Source organism: Burkholderia sp. MSMB2157WGS (assembly GCF_001532755.1).
Classification (GTDB): Bacteria; Pseudomonadota; Gammaproteobacteria; order Burkholderiales; family Burkholderiaceae; genus Burkholderia.
Genome location: NZ_LPJG01000011.1, coordinates 780,001 through 794,756, shown reverse-complemented (window position 1 = coordinate 794,756; position 14,756 = coordinate 780,001). Strand labels below are relative to the sequence as shown.

Genomic DNA, 14,756 nt, shown 5'->3' with positions numbered 1-14,756 from the left:
GATGCCGTCCGACCTGACATTGCCCGCGCCGTACACGCCCCACGCCGCATTGATGCGCGCGTTCGACGCGTGTCCGCTGATCGCGATCATGCGCGGCATCACGCCCGCCGAAGCGGCCGATCACGGCCGCGCGCTCTACGACGCCGGCTTCCGGATCGTCGAGGTGCCGCTCAACTCGCCGGACCCGTTCGACAGCATCGCGGCGCTGCGGCGCGCGTTGCCGGACGACGCGATCGTCGGTGCGGGCACCGTGCTGCGCGCCGAGTACGTCGACCGCGTGCAGGACGCGGGCGGCGCGCTGATCGTGATGCCGCACAGCGACGCAGCCGTGATCCGCCGCGCACGCGAGCGCGGGCTGGCGAGCGCGCCGGGCGTCGCGACGCCGACCGAAGCGTTCGCGGCGCTGACGAACGGCGCCGACGTGCTGAAGATGTTCCCGGCCGAGCAACTCGGCGTGACGGTCGTGAAGGCATGGCGCGCGGTGATCGACCGCGCGGTGCCGCTGATTCCGGTCGGCGGGATCGCGCCGGACAACATGCGCCCGTTCCTCGACGCCGGCGCGAACGGCTTCGGGCTCGGTTCGGCGCTGTACCGCCCCGGCCAGTCGGCCGACACGACCGCGGCGAATGCGCGTGCGTTCCAGGCCGGCTTGCGCGTCGCGCGCGGCGGAGCCGCATGATGGGCCGCCTCGCGGGCAAGGTCGCGATGGTGACGGGCGCGGGCCGCGGCATCGGCGCCGCGATCGCGCGCGCGTTCGTGCGCGAAGGCGCGGCCGTCGCGCTCGTCGATCTCGACTTCCCGCAGGCGCAGCACACGGCCGCCGCGATTGCACGCGAATGCGACGGCGCGCGCGTGCTGCCGCTGCAGGCGGACGTCGCGCGGCAACAGGCGGTGCGCGATGCGCTCGCGCAGACCGAAGCGGCGTTCGGCCCGCTCGACGTGCTCGTGAACAACGCGGGCATCAACGTGTTCGCCGATCCGCTGACGATGACCGACGACGACTGGCGGCGCTGCTTCGCGGTCGATCTCGACGGCGTGTGGCATGGCTGCCGCGCGGCGCTGGAGGGCATGGTCGAGCGCGGGCGCGGCAGCATCGTGAACATCGCGTCGACGCATGCGTTCAGGATCATCCCGGGCTGCTTTCCGTACCCGGTCGCGAAGCACGGCGTGCTGGGGCTCACGCGGGCGCTCGGCATCGAATACGCGGCGCGCAACGTGCGCGTGAACGCGATCGCGCCGGGCTACATCGAGACGCAGCTGACGCGCGACTGGTGGGACGCGCAGCCCGATCCGGCCGCGGCGCGCGCCGAGACGCTCGCGCTGCAGCCGATGAAGCGGATCGGCCGCCCGGAGGAGGTCGCGATGACGGCCGTGTTTCTGGCGTCCGACGAGGCGCCGTTCATCAATGCCGCGTGCATCACCGTCGATGGCGGGCGCGCGGCGCTGTATCACGACTGACAAGATTGACGTAACGATTCGAAAGACCGCACGTGCGACGGCCGCGCGCACGCTGCGTCGAGACCAACAAGCGGCTGCATCCTGTTCGATGAAAACAAGGAGACACTGGAGATGAAACGCAGAACGTTCGTAACGCTGGCCGCCGCGGCCGCGGTGGTGATGGGCAGCCCGGTCGCGCACGCGGCCGACCCGGTCAAGATCGGCTTCCTGGTGAAGCAGCCGGAAGAGCCGTGGTTCCAGGACGAATGGAAATTCGCCGAGATCGCCGCGAAGCAGAAGGGCTTCACGCTCGTGAAGATCGGCGCGCCGTCCGGCGAGAAGGTGATGAGCGCGATCGACAACCTGTCCGCGCAGAAGGCGCAGGGCTTCATCATCTGCACGCCCGACGTGAAGCTCGGGCCGGGCATCGTCGCGAAGGCGAAGTCGCACAACCTGAAGATGATGACGGTCGACGACCGCCTCGTCGACGGCGCGGGCAAGCCGATCGAGGCGGTGCCGCACATGGGGATCTCCGCGTACAACATCGGCAAGCAGGTCGGCGACGGCATCGCGGCCGAGATCAAGAAGCGCGGCTGGGACATGAAGGACGTCGGCGCGATCGACATCACCTACGAGCAGTTGCCGACCGCGCACGACCGCACGAGCGGCGCGACCGACGCGCTGGTCGCCGCCGGCTTCCCGAAGGCGAACGTGATCGCGGCGCCGCAGGCGAAGACCGACACGGAAAACGCGTTCAACGCGGCGAACATCGCGCTCACGAAGAACCCGCAGTTCAAGCACTGGGTCGCCTACGGCCTGAACGACGAAGCCGTGCTCGGCGCGGTGCGCGCGGCCGAAGGGCGCGGCTTCAAGGCCGACAACATGATCGGCATCGGCATCGGCGGTTCCGATTCGGCGTTGAACGAGTTCAAGAAGCCGCAGCCGACGGGCTTCTACGGCACCGTGATCATCAGCCCGAAGCGCCACGGCGAGGAAACCTCGGACCTGATGTACGCGTGGATCACGCAGGGCAAGGCGCCGCCGCCGCTGACGCTGACGACGGGCATGCTCGCGACGCGCGACAACGTGGCGAAGGTGCGCGAGGAGATGGGGCTCGCGTCGAAGTAAGCGGCCCGCCGGCTGCCGCGGCGACGCGGCGGCCGGCGGTCGATCGATCTGGAAGTGGGGAGACGACGTGTCAGCGGCACTGCGTTTTGACAATATCGGCAAGGTATTTCCCGGCGTGCGCGCACTCGACGGCATTTCGTTCGACGTGCATGCGGGCGAGGTGCATGGCCTGATGGGCGAGAACGGCGCGGGCAAGTCGACGCTGTTGAAGATTCTCGGCGGCGAATACCAGCCCGATGCGGGCAGCGTGCTGGTCGACGGCCAGCCCGTGCAGTTCGCGAGTGCGGCCGCGTCGATCGCGGCCGGCATCGCGGTGATTCACCAGGAATTGCAGTACGTGCCCGACCTGACGGTCGCGGAAAACCTGTTGCTCGGCCGCCTGCCGAACGCGTTCGGCTGGGTGAGAAAGCGCGAGGCGAAGCGTTACGTGCGCGAGCGGCTCGCCGAGATGGGCGTCGATCTCGATCCGGATGCGCGGCTCGGGCGGCTGTCGATCGCGCAGCGGCAGATGGTCGAGATCTGCAAGGCGCTGATGCGCAACGCGCGCGTGATCGCGCTCGACGAACCGACGAGCTCGCTGTCGCATCGCGAGACCGAGGTGCTGTTCAAACTGGTCGACGATCTGCGTGCGCAAGGCCGCGCGCTGATCTACATCTCGCACCGGATGGACGAGATCTACCGGCTGTGCGATGCGTGCACGATCTTTCGCGACGGGCGCAAGATCGCGTCGCACGAATCGCTGGCCGACGTGCCGCGCGAGCGGCTGGTTGCCGAGATGGTCGGGCGCGAGATTTCGGACATCTACCATTACGCGCCGCGCGCGCTCGGCGACGTGCGGTTTTCCGCCGAAGGCGTCGACGGCCCGGCGCTGCGCGAACCGGCGAGCTTCTCGGTGCGCGCGGGCGAGATCGTCGGTTTCTTCGGGCTCGTCGGCGCGGGTCGCAGCGAGTTGATGCGGCTCGTGTACGGCGCGGACCGCAAGCGCGCGGGCGTGCTGACGCTCGACGGCGCGCGCATCGACGTGAAGCGCACCGGCGACGCGATTCGTCACGGCATCGTGCTGTGCCCCGAGGACCGCAAGGAAGAAGGGATCATCGCGATCGCGTCGGTCGCGGAGAACATCAACATCAGCTGCCGTCGCCATTCGCTGCGCGCGGGGCTCTTCATCAACGGCAAGACCGAAAGCGAGACGGCCGACCGCTTCATCCAGCGGCTGAAGATCAAGACGCCGAACCGGCGCCAGAAGATCCGCTTCCTGTCGGGCGGCAACCAGCAGAAGGCGATCCTGTCGCGCTGGCTCGCGGAGCCCGACCTGAAGGTCGTGATCCTCGACGAGCCGACGCGCGGGATCGACGTCGGCGCGAAGCACGAGATCTACGACGTGATCTACCGGCTCGCGGAGCGCGGCTGCGCGATCGTGATGGTGTCGTCGGAACTGCCGGAAGTGCTCGGCGTGTCCGACCGCGTCGTCGTGATGCGCGAAGGCCGCATCGCCGGCGAGCTGCCGCGCGCGCAGGCGAACGAGCACGCGGTGCTGAACCTCGCGCTGCCGCAGGCGAGCGCGGTCCAGGCCGCCTGACGCGGCATACGACATTCGAATCGAACACGCGCGGCGCGGGTCGCGCGATGCAGGAGCAGGAGACACACCATGCAAGTCAACGAAAACCTTGCCAGCGCCGCCGCGAAGCCGTCGGCCGACGCGCTGGTGCCACAGCAGAGCGACCGCCAGAAGTGGTGGCAGCATCTGACCGAATACAGCCTGATCGCGATCTTCGCGGTGATGTTCATCACGATGTCGCTGACCGTCGATCACTTCTTCTCGATCGACAACATGCTCGGCCTCGCGCTGTCGATCTCGCAGATCGGCATGGTCGCGTGCACGATGATGTTCTGTCTCGCGTCGCGCGACTTCGACCTGTCGATCGGCTCGACCGTCGCGTTCTCCGGCGTGCTGTGCGCGATGGTGCTGAACGCGACCGACAACACGTTCGTCGCGATCGTCGCGGCGGTCGCCGCCGGCGCGGCGATCGGCTTCGTGAACGGCGCGGTGATCGCGTACCTGCGCATCAACGCGCTGATCACGACGCTCGCGACGATGGAGATCGTGCGCGGGCTCGGCTTCATCGTGTCGAAGGGGCAGGCGGTCGGCGTGTCGTCGGACACGTTCATCGCGCTCGGCGGGATGTCGATGTTCGGCGTGTCGCTGCCGATCTGGGTCACGCTGCTGTGCTTCGTCGGCTTCGGCGTGCTGCTGAACCAGACCGTCTACGGCCGCAACACGCTCGCGATCGGCGGCAATCCGGAAGCGTCGCGGCTCGCGGGGATCAACGTCGAACGCACGCGCGTGTACATCTTCCTGATCCAGGGCGCGGTGACGGCGCTCGCGGGCGTGATTCTCGCGTCGCGCATCACGTCGGGTCAGCCGAACGCCGCGCAGGGTTTCGAGCTGAACGTGATCTCCGCGTGCGTGCTCGGCGGCGTGTCGCTGATGGGCGGTCGCGCGACGATCTCGGGCGTCGTGATCGGCGTGCTGATCATGGGTACCGTCGAGAACGTGATGAACCTGCTGAACATCGACGCGTTCTACCAGTACCTCGTGCGCGGCGCGATCCTGCTCGCGGCCGTGCTGCTCGACCAGCTCAAGAACCGCGGCGTACGCGACTGACCGACCTGTTCCCACGGAGACGATCCGCATGACCATCGACACTTCCGCGCCCGATCCGCACGCCGCGAGCGACGCGCGCTTCGCGCGCTACCCGAGCCTCGAGGATCGCGCGGTGCTGATCACGGGCGGCGCGACCGGCATCGGCGCGTCGTTCGTCGAGCACTTCGCCGAACAGGGCGCGCGCGTCGCGTTCGTCGATCTCGACGCGGCGGCCGGCGCCGCGCTCGCCGAGCGCCTCGCGCATGCGCGACATGCGCCGCTGTTCCTGTCGTGCGACCTGACCGACATCGACGCGCTGCGCCGGGCGATCGACGCGATCCGCGCGCGCATCGGCGCGATCGCGGTGCTCGTGAACAACGCGGCGAACGACGTGCGCCATGCGATCGGCGACGTGACGCCCGCGTCGTTCGACGCGGGCATCGCGGTAAACCTGCGTCACCAGTTCTTCGCCGCGCAGGCGGTGATCGACGACATGAAGCGGCAGGGCGGCGGCGCGATCATCAATCTCGGCTCGATCAGCTGGATGCTGAAGAACGGCGGCTATCCCGTCTACGTGATGGCGAAGGCGGCCGTCCAGGGCCTGACGCGCGGCCTCGCGCGCGATCTCGGCCCGTTCGGCATCCGCGTGAATTCGCTGGTGCCCGGCTGGGTGCTGACCGACAAGCAGCGCCGGCTGTGGCTCGACGACGCGGGCCGCGCGGCGATCAAGGCCGGCCAGTGCATCGATGCCGAACTGCTGCCGGCCGATCTCGCGCGGATGGCGCTGTTTCTCGCGGCCGACGACAGCCGGATGATCACCGCGCAGGACGTGATCGTCGACGGCGGCTGGGCCTGATCGTTCGCACGACCCGCATCGTTTCTTCGACGAAGGAAAGGAGCTCACCATGACCGCCACGTCCTCGCGCGCATCGTCGTCCACCAGCCAGTCGCGCCGCGCGCGCCTGGCCGCCGCCGCCCAGCCGGTCAGCCCGGGCCCGCAGACGGCCGCGTTCGCGCAGGGCGTCGGCGCCGCGCATGCGGCGGCCGTCACGCTGTCGAACGCGTCGCTGCGGCTCGACGTGCTGCCGCACCTCGGCGGCGGCATCGCGCGCTTCGACTGGCGCGGCGACAACGGCGTGCTGATGCCGGTGTTCCGCCGTTGCGAGCACCCGGAGACGGCGAAGGACCCGAACGAGCTCGCGTGCTATCCGCTGCTGCCGTATTCGAACCGGATCGGCGACGGGCGCTTCGAATGCGACGGGCGCAAGGTCGCGGTGCCGCGCAACCGCCGCGACGAGCCGCTGCCGATCCACGGCGACGGCTGGCTCGCGCCGTGGCAGGTGGACGATGCGACGGACACGTCGCTGCAACTGTCGCTCGACCGTGCCGCCGGCGCGCCGTATGCGTTCCGCGCGATCCAGTCGTTCGAACTCGACGACGCGACGCTGTCGATCGCGCTGACGATCGAGAACGCGGGGCGCACGCGGCTGCCGTTCGGGCTCGGCGTGCATCCGTTCCTCGTGCGCGATGCGGTGACCGAGCTGGCTGCGGCGGCGGGCGGCCTGTGGCTGTCGGGCGCCGATTTCCTGCCGGTGCGGCACGTCAGCGTGCCGCCGGCCTGGCAGTTCGGCGTCGCGTATCCGCTGCCGGCCACGCTCGTCAATCACGCGTTCACCGGCTGGGGCGGCCACGCGACGGTGAGCTGGCCGCGTCGCCGGCTGTCGCTGACCGTCTCGGCCGACGCCGACGCGTACGTGCTCTATACGCCGCCGGGCGAGGATTTCTTCTGCTTCGAGCCGGTCGATCATCCGATCAATGCGGTGAACCTGCCGGGCGGCGCGACCGCGCACGGGATGACGCTGCTCGCGCCCGGCGAGCGGCTCACGCGGCGCTTCGCGTTCACCGTCGAGCGCGCCGATGCGCGCGGCAACGCCGCGGCACGCGAGGGCCGCCCGCGACGCGGGTAAAATACGCGGTCTACCAACGGTTTGCCGCGAGTACCCGCCATGTCTTCCCCGCTTACTTTCATCGAATCGCTGCGCGCCGCGTGGCAGCGCACGAATTCGCTGCTGTGCGTCGGCCTCGATCCCGAGCCGTCGCGTTTTCCCGTGCAGTTCGACGGCCAGCCCGACGCGATCTTCGAGTTCTGCCGGCAGATCGTCGACGCGACCGCGCAGTACGCGAGCGCGTTCAAGCCGCAGATCGCGTACTTCGCCGCGCATCGCGCGGAAGACCAGCTCGAGCGCCTGATCGCGCACATCCATCTCCAGCATCCGGGCCTGCCCGTGATCCTCGACGCGAAGCGCGGCGACATCGGCAGCACCGCCGAGCAGTACGCGCGCGAAGCGTTCGAGCGCTATCGCGCGGACGCCGTCACGGTGAACCCGTACATGGGCTACGACTCGGTCGAGCCGTACTTCGAGCACGAAGGCAAGGGCGTGATCGTGCTGTGCCGCACGTCGAACCCGGGCGGCTCGGACCTGCAGTTCCTCGACACGAACGGGGCCGGCCATCCGGCCCGACCGCTGTACCAGGTCGTCGCCGACCTCGCAGCGAACAAGTGGAATGCGAAGAGCGGCCAGCTCGGCCTCGTGGTCGGCGCGACGTTCCCGAACGAAATCGAGATCGTGCGTGGGATCGTCGGCGACATGCCGCTGCTGATCCCCGGCATCGGCGCGCAGGGCGGCGACGTGCAGGCGACCGTCAACGCGGGGCGCACGGCCGACGGCACCGGGATGATGATCAACTCGTCGCGCGCGATCCTGTATGCGAGCAAGGGCGAGGATTTCGCCGACGCCGCGGCGCTCGCCGCGCAGAAGACGCGCGACGCGATCAACGCGCATCGCTGACCGCGTCGCGCGACGCCGTATCGCACCACCGTATCGCACCACACCGCCCGGCCGGCCCGCCGGGCGGTTCGCCGGCTCCGCACCCGCGGGCCCGCACCGCACCTCCCGCTCCTCCTCCGCGTTCCCCGATCGTCCCTGGCGCACGCCGACAACTTCCCGTCGCTTCCGCACTGCATGTCGCTAATTTATTCGCGCGATGCTGCCTGTTGTCATCGATCCGTCACGAAAACGTCAAGAAAAGGAGCGACGCCATGCCCAAGCTGTCCCGCCGTCTTCTGAGCGCGTTCGCCGCGTCGCTGTGCATGACGTTCGCCCATGCGGCGGATCTGTCGCACTGGCCGGCCGACAGCGCGAAGGCGCTGAACGCGATGATCGCCGCGCACGCGAACCGCGGCGACTACGCGGTGTTCGACGCCGACAACACGACCTACCGCTACGACCTCGAGGAATCGCTGCTGCCGTATCTCGAGAACCGCGGCGTGCTGACGCGCGATTCGCTCGACCCGTCGCTGAAGCTGATCCCGTTCAAGGATGCCGCCGACTACAAGGAATCGCTGACGAGCTACTACTACCGGCTGTGCGAGATCGACGACCTGGTCTGCTATCCGTGGATCGCGCAGGCGTTCGCCGGGCAGTCGCTTGCCGATCTGAAGCGCCACGTCGACGCGATGCTCGCCGACGGCAAGCCGATCCCGATCCGCTACTGGCACGGCGACAAGGTCGTCGACGGCACGGTGAACCCGCCGCGCTTCTTCCGCGGGATGCAGGAGCTGTACAACGCGCTGCGCGAGAACGGCATCGACGTCTACGTGATGACGGCCGCGCACGAGGAGCTCGCGCGGCTCGTGCTGTCCGATCCGAAGTACGGCTACAACGTGAAGCCGCAGAACGTGATCGGCGTGACGACGCTGCTGCGCGACCCGGCGACCGGCGCGCTGACGACGTCGCGGCTGCAGATCAAGGCCGGCAAGTACGACGAGGCCGCGAACCGCCACCTCGTGATCACGCCGTTCCTGATGAACCCGATGACGTGGTACGAAGGCAAGCTCGGTTCGATCGTCGGCTGGATCGACCAGTGGAAGAAGCCGGTGCTCGTCGCGGGCGACACGCCGACGTCCGACGGCTACATGCTGCTGAACGCGACCGACGTCGCGCGCGGCGGCGTGCGCGTGTGGGTGAACAAGAAAGACAAGCAGATGGCGCAGATCCGCGCGTGGTCGGACGAATCGGCCGCGAAGCAGAAGTCGCTCGGCCTGCCGGTGACGGCGGACAAGAACTGGATCGTCGTGAAGCCCGACGCGATTCAATAAGCGCGCCGCGGGCGCGGCACGCCGCCCGCGCGGTCAGCGTTCGCGCTCGTCGAGCAGCTTCAGCAGCCCGCGCAGCGCATGCGCGGCAGCCTGCGTGCGGATCTGTTCGCGGTCGCCCTTGAACACGAGCGTTTCGACGTCGGTATGCAGCCGGTTGCTCCAGCCGAACGACACGGTGCCGACCGGCTTCTTCTCGCTGCCGCCGGCCGGACCCGCGATGCCGGTGACGGACAGCGCGACCTGCGCGCGGCTGTTGCGCAGCGCGCCTTCGGCCATCGCACGCGCGACGGGCTCGCTGACGGCGCCGTGCTTGTCGATCAGGTCGGCCGGCACGCCGATCATCTCGATCTTGGCCTGGTTCGAGTACGTGACGAAGCCGCGCTCGAACCACTGGCTGCTGCCGGAGATGTCGGTGATCGCGGTGGCGATCATGCCGCCGGTGCAGGATTCGGCGGTGGCGAGCGTGAGGTGCTCGTCACGCAGCTTGTTGCCTGCGCGGATCGCAAGCTGGTGAACGACGGAATCGGTTGGCATGCGCGTCGGGAAACGGGAGTCGGGAAATCGGTCAGCCGGCGACGGAGCGCCACAGGGCGATCACGAGCAGCGTCATGAACGCGGCCACCAGGTCGTCGACCATGATGCCGAGCCCGCCTTGCAGGCGGCGCTCGACGTAGCGGATCGGCGGCGGCTTGAGCATGTCGAAGAAGCGGAACGCGACGAATGCCCACAGCTGGCCGACGAAGGTCGCGGGCGTGACGAACAGCATCACGAGCCAGATCGCGACGATCTCGTCCCAGACGACGGCGCCCGGATCGGCGATCCCGGCCTTCTTCGCGGTGAAACCGGTGACCCACGTGCCCGCCACGAAGCCGACGGCGATCAGCGCCCACCATTCGGGCACCGTCAGGTAGCGGTTGAGCACGACGAACGTGAGCCAGCCGAACAGCGAGCCGAACGTGCCGGGCATGATCGGCGCGAGCCCGCTGCCGAAGCCGAGCGACACGAGATGCGCCGGGTGCGACAGCATGAAGCGGGCCGTCACGCGTGTCGGCGCGGGCTGCGCGGCGCCGGGCTCGGCCGCGGCGCGCGTGGGCGTCGGATCAGTCTGCATGGAAGTGGTCGAAGCCGTGCAACGTGAGAGCGAGGGGCGCGCCGGCGGCGTCGCGCCACGCGATGGCGGGTTGCGCCGACGGCGCGGACAACGCGCGTATTGTACCGATTCGCGTGACCGGCACGCCGGCCGCGGCGCCCGCCGCCGCGACCGCCGCGCGGGCCGCGACCGGCGCCGTGAAGCACAGTTCGTAGTCGTCGCCGCCGGCCAGCGTGCAGCGGCGCTGCACGTCGATCGGCAGCGTCGCGAGCGCGGCCGAGCGCGGTACCGCGTCGGCGTCGATCTCGGCGCGCACGTTCGAGCGCGTCAGGATGTGCTGGAGATCGCCGGCGAGGCCGTCCGACAGGTCGAGCGCCGCGTGCGCGACGCCCGCGAGCGCGCGGCCGAGCGCGATGCGCGGTTCGGGCCGCTCGAGCGCGCGCCGGAACGCGGCGGCTTCATCCGCGCCGGCCGCCCATTCGCCGCGGGCGACGCCGAGGCCCGCGCGCGCATCGCCCAGCGTGCCGGACACCCACACGTCGTCGTCGTCGCGCGCGGCATCGCGCCGCAGCGCCGCGTCGGGCGCGACTTCGCCGAACACGGTCACGCACAGGTTCAGCGGCCCGCTCGTCGTGTCGCCGCCGATCAGCTCGCAGCCGTATCGCTCGGCCAGCGCGAAGAGGCCGTCGCTGAACGCCTCGAGCCACGCCGCGTCGGCCCGCGGCAGCGCGCACGCGAGCGTGAATGCGCGCGGCTCGGCGCCCATCGCCGCGAGGTCCGACAGGTTGACCGCGAGCGTCTTGTGGCCGAGCGCGTCGGGCGCGACATCGGGGAAGAAGTGGCGGCCTTCCACCAGCATGTCCGTCGAAATGGCCAGCAATTTCCCGGATCGGGGCGCAATCAGTGCGCAATCGTCGCCGATGCCGAGCGTCGACGCACGGGCGCCCCGTGCGGCGCGGCGCGTGAAGAAGCGTTCGATCAGCGAAAACTCGGATAGGGCGGCTGGCACGGCGGGTGGTCCGAAACGGTTGAAGGAACGGCATTGTACGAGGCGAGCGGCGGCGCTCCTGCACCATCCAGTACATTTTGGTCGCGGCTGTTGCACCCGAATCGCCGGTCTGGCGGCCGATGATTGGCGCTACAATGCCGTCGAACAGTTATTCTAATCCGCACGTCACGAGACACATGTCCACCCAAGCCTCCTCCAAAGCCAAGCTCCGCGAAGCCGCGCTCGACTATCACGAATTTCCGACCCCCGGCAAAATCGCGATCGCTCCGACCAAGCAGATGATCAACCAGCGCGACCTCGCGCTCGCGTATTCGCCGGGCGTGGCGTACGCGTGCGAGGAGATCGTCGAGAACCCGCTGAACGCGGCGCGTTTCACCGCGCGCAGCAACCTGGTCGGCGTCGTGACGAACGGCACGGCGGTGCTCGGTCTCGGCAACATCGGCCCGCTCGCGTCGAAGCCGGTGATGGAAGGCAAGGCGGTGCTGTTCAAGAAGTTCGCGGGCATCGACGTGTTCGACATCGAGCTGAACGAATCGGACCCGCACAAGCTCGTCGACGTGATCGCCGCGCTGGAGCCGACCTTCGGCGGGATCAATCTCGAAGACATCAAGGCGCCGGACTGCTTCATCGTCGAGCGCGAAGCGCGCAAGCGGATGAAGATCCCGGTGTTCCACGACGACCAGCATGGCACCGCGATCGTCGTGGCCGCGGCCGTCACGAACGGCCTGAAGGTCGTCAACAAGGACATCAAGAAGGTCAAGCTCGTCGCGTCCGGCGCGGGCGCGGCCGCGCTCGCGTGTCTCGACCTGCTGGTCGACATCGGCCTGCCGCTCGAGAACATCACGGTGACCGACCTGGCCGGCGTGGTCTACAAGGGCCGCACCGAGCTGATGGATCCGGACAAGGAGCGTTTCGCGCGCGAAACCGACGCCCGCACGCTCGCCGAGGTGATCGACGGCGCGGACATCTTCCTCGGCCTGTCGGCCGCGGGCGTGCTGAAGCAGGAGATGGTGAAGGGCATGGCCGAGCGCCCGCTCATTCTCGCGCTCGCGAACCCGACGCCGGAAATCCTGCCGGAACTCGCGCTCGAAGTGCGCCCCGACGCGGTGCTGGCCACCGGCCGCACCGATTACCCGAACCAGGTCAACAACGTCCTGTGCTTCCCGTTCATCTTCCGCGGCGCGCTCGACGTCGGCGCGACGACGATCACGCGCGAAATGGAGATCGCGGCCGTCAATGCGATCGCCGAACTTGCGCAGCACGAGCAGAGCGACATCGTCGCGACCGCGTACGGCATCCAGGATCTGTCGTTCGGGCCCGAATACCTGATTCCGAAGCCGTTCGATCCGCGCCTGATCGTGAAGATCGCGCCGGCCGTCGCGCAGGCCGCGATGGACGGTGGCGTCGCGACGCGCCCGATCGAGGACATGGACGCGTACAAGCAGCATCTGCAGCAGTTCGTGTATCACAGCGGCACGACGATGAAGCCGATCTTCCAGATCGCGCGTGCCGCGCCGGAAGAGAAGAAGCGCGTCGTGTTCGCGGAAGGCGAAGAAGAGCGCGTGTTGCGCGCCGTTCAGATCATCGTCGACGAAAAACTCGCGAAGCCGATCCTGATCGGCCGCCCGTCGGTGATCGAGCACCGGATCCAGCGCTACGGCCTGCGCCTCACGCCGGGCGCCGATTTCACGGTCGTCAACACCGAGCACGACGAGCGCTACCGCGACTTCTGGCAGACGTACTACAAGATGATGGCGCGCAAGGGCATCAGCGAGCAGCTCGCGCGCGTCGAAATGCGCCGCCGCACGACGCTGATCGGCTCGATGCTGGTGAAGAAGGGCGAAGCGGACGGGATGATCTGCGGCACGATCAGCACCACGCACCGCCACCTGCACTTCATCGACCAGGTGATCGGCAAGCGCCCTGGATGCAGCGTGTACGCGGCGATGAACGGCCTCGTGCTGCCGGGCCGCCAGATTTTCCTCGTCGATACGCACGTGAACGTCGATCCGACCCCGGAGCAACTGGCCGAGATCACGATCATGGCCGCGGAAGAAGTGCGCCGCTTCGGCATCGAGCCGAAGGTCGCGCTGCTGTCGCACTCGAATTTCGGCACGAGCAATGCGCCTTCGGCGAAGAAGATGCGCGATACGCTCGCGATCCTGCAGGAAACCGCGCCGGAGCTGAAGGTCGACGGCGAGATGCACGGCGACGTCGCGCTTGACGCGGCGCTGCGCAAGGAGATCCTGCCGGAATCGACGCTGGAAGGCGACGCGAACCTGCTGATCCTGCCGAACATCGACGCCGCGAACATCGCGTACAACCTGCTGAAGACGGCCGCCGGCAACAACATCGCGATCGGGCCGATCCTGTTGGGCGCCGCGGAGCCGGTGCACGTGCTGACCGAATCGGCGACCGTTCGCCGCATCGTCAACATGGCGGCGCTGCTGGTCGCCGACGTCAACGCCGCGCGCTGAGCCGAAACGAACACGCGGCGCCGGCCGAACCGGTGCCGCGCGTCGGGCGAAATTGTAAACAAAGGCAAAAAGAGGCGTGCCCGCAATGGGCACGCCGCGGGCAGGGCGCAACTGCGCTTCCCATAAAGCAACAGCAGCATCTCTCCACTCCGGGCAGCGAGCGTGGCAAGGAGGCAGGGTCTTGCCATACGAAAGATGCCGACCGTATTTTATCTCATGTAAGTTAAATGTAGTTCAAATTCGGTAAGAAATGCGGCATTACGGCTGTCGCGCGGCTTTCGATTCCCAAACGGACATTGATTCGCGCGGCCAATAACGCTACGCTAACGCCTTTGTTGGTCGTCAACTACTTGATTTAACAGCGGGAACCCTGGTTCATGGCACGCAAGTGGCTCCGCAACGGCGCGCTCGCGTCCGTCTTCGCGATGTTCGCGATGGGTATCGTCGGCACGCCGACGGGCAGTCTGGTTTCCGCCGCTTACGCACGGGAAGCCGTTCCGGCCGACGTGGCCGCGAGCGGGCTCGATACGATCCCGGCCGCCAGTCTTCCGCGCGAGGCCGTGACCACGCTGGGCCTGATCAGCGCCGGCGGCCCTTATCCGTACGAGAAAGACGGCGTCGTGTTCGGCAATCGCGAGCGGATCCTGCCGAAGGCGAAGCGCGGCTACTACCATGAGTACACGGTGCCGACGCCGCGTGCGCGCAATCGCGGCGCGCGCCGGATCGTCTGTGGCGGGCCGTTGCGCCGGATCGACAACTGTTATTACACGGGCGACCACTACAACAGTTTTAAACGTATTGTTGAATGACTT

Annotated in this window: 14 protein-coding genes; 11 read left to right on the top strand and 3 right to left on the bottom strand. The window is 68.4% G+C overall.

Annotated elements, in window-relative coordinates:
* Window position 1 precedes the first annotated feature (1 nt).
* The 9 genes from WT53_RS08295 (at window position 2) to WT53_RS08255 (ending at window position 9,368) form a co-directional block, all read left to right on the top strand.
* Window positions 2-679, top strand: coding sequence for a 2-dehydro-3-deoxy-6-phosphogalactonate aldolase (locus WT53_RS08295; RefSeq protein WP_059500946.1), 678 nt, complete (start codon window positions 2-4; stop codon window positions 677-679).
* Window positions 679-1,458: an SDR family oxidoreductase gene (locus tag WT53_RS08290; RefSeq protein WP_034206371.1), complete on the top strand. Its 780-nt coding sequence runs from the start codon at window positions 679-681 to the stop codon at window positions 1,456-1,458. Before WT53_RS08295 ends, WT53_RS08290 begins: the two co-directional genes overlap by 1 nt.
* 111 nt (window positions 1,459-1,569) lie before the next feature.
* Window positions 1,570-2,565, top strand: coding sequence for an arabinose ABC transporter substrate-binding protein (locus WT53_RS08285; protein WP_034206372.1), 996 nt, complete (start codon window positions 1,570-1,572; stop codon window positions 2,563-2,565).
* A gap of 67 nt (window positions 2,566-2,632) precedes the next feature.
* Entirely contained in the window at window positions 2,633-4,144 is a 1,512-nt protein-coding gene (gene araG / locus WT53_RS08280) for an L-arabinose ABC transporter ATP-binding protein AraG (RefSeq protein WP_060259128.1), read from the top strand.
* A 69-nt stretch (window positions 4,145-4,213) separates the two neighbouring features.
* Window positions 4,214-5,230: an L-arabinose ABC transporter permease AraH gene (gene araH / locus WT53_RS08275; protein ID WP_034206374.1), complete on the top strand. Its 1,017-nt coding sequence runs from the start codon at window positions 4,214-4,216 to the stop codon at window positions 5,228-5,230.
* A gap of 28 nt (window positions 5,231-5,258) precedes the next feature.
* Window positions 5,259-6,065, top strand: a complete 807-nt coding sequence (locus WT53_RS08270) for an SDR family NAD(P)-dependent oxidoreductase (RefSeq protein ID WP_034206375.1) — start codon at window positions 5,259-5,261, stop codon at window positions 6,063-6,065.
* Window positions 6,066-6,114: 49 nt separating this feature from the next.
* Window positions 6,115-7,176 (top strand): aldose 1-epimerase, encoded by a 1,062-nt coding sequence (locus WT53_RS08265; protein ID WP_060259125.1) that lies wholly within the window; start codon window positions 6,115-6,117, stop codon window positions 7,174-7,176.
* Between the two features lie 39 nt (window positions 7,177-7,215).
* On the top strand, window positions 7,216-8,058 hold the full coding sequence (gene pyrF, locus WT53_RS08260; protein WP_060259122.1) for an orotidine-5'-phosphate decarboxylase: 843 nt from the start codon (window positions 7,216-7,218) through the stop codon (window positions 8,056-8,058).
* Window positions 8,059-8,309: 251 nt separating this feature from the next.
* Window positions 8,310-9,368: a hypothetical protein gene (locus WT53_RS08255; RefSeq protein ID WP_059779766.1), complete on the top strand. Its 1,059-nt coding sequence runs from the start codon at window positions 8,310-8,312 to the stop codon at window positions 9,366-9,368.
* 33 nt (window positions 9,369-9,401) lie between these two features.
* Here the strand turns inward: WT53_RS08255 and WT53_RS08250 are convergent, their stop codons facing one another.
* From WT53_RS08250 to thiL, 3 genes are read right to left on the bottom strand one after another with little or no spacing between them, the layout of a single operon-like run.
* Complete coding sequence (locus WT53_RS08250; RefSeq protein ID WP_034206379.1) at window positions 9,402-9,902, bottom strand: CinA family protein; 501 nt, start codon at window positions 9,900-9,902, stop codon at window positions 9,402-9,404.
* A 31-nt stretch (window positions 9,903-9,933) separates the two neighbouring features.
* A complete protein-coding gene (locus WT53_RS08245) occupies window positions 9,934-10,479 on the bottom strand; it encodes a phosphatidylglycerophosphatase A (RefSeq protein ID WP_034206380.1) in 546 nt (181 codons plus the stop codon).
* Entirely contained in the window at window positions 10,469-11,467 is a 999-nt protein-coding gene (thiL, locus tag WT53_RS08240; RefSeq protein ID WP_060259119.1) for a thiamine-phosphate kinase, read from the bottom strand. Before thiL ends, WT53_RS08245 begins: the two co-directional genes overlap by 11 nt.
* 134 nt (window positions 11,468-11,601) lie before the next feature.
* Here thiL and WT53_RS08235 point away from each other — a divergent pair, with 134 nt between their 5' ends.
* Both WT53_RS08235 and WT53_RS08230 read left to right on the top strand, forming a co-directional pair.
* Entirely contained in the window at window positions 11,602-13,944 is a 2,343-nt protein-coding gene (locus WT53_RS08235; RefSeq protein WP_034206382.1) for an NADP-dependent malic enzyme, read from the top strand.
* Between the two features lie 377 nt (window positions 13,945-14,321).
* Window positions 14,322-14,753, top strand: a complete 432-nt coding sequence (locus tag WT53_RS08230; RefSeq protein ID WP_034206383.1) for a ribonuclease domain-containing protein — start codon at window positions 14,322-14,324, stop codon at window positions 14,751-14,753.
* Window positions 14,754-14,756 lie beyond the last annotated feature (3 nt).